This is a genomic window from Candidatus Obscuribacterales bacterium, assembly GCA_036703605.1.
Taxonomy (GTDB): domain Bacteria; phylum Cyanobacteriota; class Cyanobacteriia; order RECH01; family RECH01; genus RECH01.
Genome location: DATNRH010000149.1, coordinates 1 through 2,138 on the forward strand (window position 1 = coordinate 1; position 2,138 = coordinate 2,138).

A 2,138-nucleotide genomic window follows, 5' to 3' on the forward strand; every position below is an offset into this window, starting at 1 on the left:
TATATGATTGTTACTCTCACTACTTTTTACGTCATACCATTGCTTTTCGACTAGTGTCGAATGATGACTTTGTAGGTGATCAGGTGTTTGCCGTTAGCTGTACGGTCAAAGAAGCGCAGCAGGTACAAACCATCTCTGACCTCTGCCGTACTCAGCGTTGTGCTTTGACGATGTCCTTTCTCCAGCTTCCCTGCTCGGATCACATGTCCTGACATATCCAGCAGCTCATAGCTCACGTCCTTGCTGTTCAGCTTCAGGTAATCGATCTCTATCTGGGTGTCTGCTGGGTTCGGATACACATTCAGCTCTTTGAAGTACTCTATCAAATACCCCAGCTCTTCTACCACGCCCACCTGGATCCCGTCCTCAAAGATCGTGGCTGCCAGCACATATCCGTCCTCTTCCTCGTCTTCACTGATCTCAAACTCGATGAATGAGTTCGGATCCATCGGTACTCCGGGGTACTGGATATTGATCCGGTACAGCCCATTGGGCAGGAAGCCAAAGTCTACATTTCCGTCGTCGTCCGTCTCCTTGTAGGCGATCAACTCCCACTCCTCTTCATTCTCCGTCCGGCCTCCGCCTACCCGCTGATTCTTCCGCAGCGAGCAGCCCGCCTTGCGCACTCGTCTCCTCGCTTCTAACCGAAGACCATTGTCATCCAGCAGGTCGCTCTCTACCGTCATCTCGATGATCCCGTCATTGCCTGCTATCGGCAACAGCGGTGGCGGAATCCGCAGCATCTCTAACGTATCGCTGATATAATCCCGCAGTTGTAGCACCTGGGCACTGTCCCACTCCAACGCACTGATGTAATGCGTCGGGATGAACTCTACGGTATCTATCCCTATACTATCCGCACTATAGCTGTACTCTTTGTACTGGCGGAAGTCATCTTCTGTGTCTACTTTCAATAAGTAATCCCCCAACAGCTGGTTCTCAAACAGTACCGCATTGTTTGCCACCTGTACCACCGCAACCGTATCATACGGCCCCTGCTCCCGGATCTTCAACAGGATGCCTTCCCCCTCTTCCAGCAACCCTCTTACTCCGTCTGCATAGGTAAAGGCCGGAAAGTATTCGATGTCGGCATAGACCGACAACTCCTGATCCTTGCTCCGTAAAGTCAGGTCAGGTACCTGTTCACTGGTTACTTCTACGTAGTATTTGGCAATGTCTTCTATGGCTGCATCTTCTATGGTCAGGTTCGCTGTCGTTGCTGTGGGTAGCTCTGATCCGTCTTTGTACCACTGGTAGCGTAGACCGTTGCCCGGGGTCTGGATCGTCAGGAACGCCGTCTCCCCTCGGGGTACGCCTACCGAATCCTCCAACTCCTCGCCTATCGGCGCCTGATTGTCATACCGGAAGTCTGACAGGGTGACGTTTGGCTCCAGGCTCTCAAAGGTTAGCGCATTGTCCGATGCATCTACCAGCGTCAGGCTTGCCGACAGTGGCGTCAGGTCCGGTAGGTAGCTGATCTCGTTGTCCGACAGGTCTACTCTTCGCAAGTTCCCGATGTCCAGTATATCCTCCGGCATCTCATTGGCAAGGTTCAACCCGGATAAGTCAAGCCCGGTCACCCGCTGGTTTTCTATGGTCACCTCTTCCCATGATGAAACTGGTAAGGTAGGCCAGTTGCTGATCGTGCTGTTGGTGGTGATCAGGGCTGACCGAATGTTGATCAGGGCTGTGCTGTCCCTTTGAAGTGAACTCACGCGAAGTACGACCGGTCGCGTCGTCAGCGTCAGGCCTGGCACCTGACTGCTCGTCACCGTCGCTACATACGACCCCTCTGCACTAAAGTCACTGATCGTAAGGGTAAAGCTCGATCCGCTCTGGCTTATCGCTGACCCGTTCTGTGTCCAGCTATAGCTCTCTCCTCCACCTACCGTTCGGTCTATGGTGTAGCTCGAACCTATCTGCTGCAGCGTCCGAACCTGTTGCAGCACCGGCTTCTGGTTCTCATAGTTTACCGTATATCCTCGGTTCAGCTGGCCGGCGATCTGTACAAAGTCCAGCCGGTTGCCGCTCATGTTTAGGGTCGACAATGACCCCAGACTGGTCAGGGTGCCCACTCCTGTCAGCTCATTGTCCGATACATTCAGGTTGGTAAGCGATCCCAATCCTTCGGTAATGGT

General features: G+C 53.2%; 1 protein-coding gene. It reads right to left on the minus strand.

The window, feature by feature from the left end; genetic code table 11:
• Window positions 1–50 precede the first annotated feature (50 nt).
• Window positions 51–2,138, minus strand: a 2,088-nt coding sequence (locus tag V6D20_03090) for a T9SS type A sorting domain-containing protein (protein ID HEY9814779.1), incomplete at its 5' end; no start/stop codon positions are given.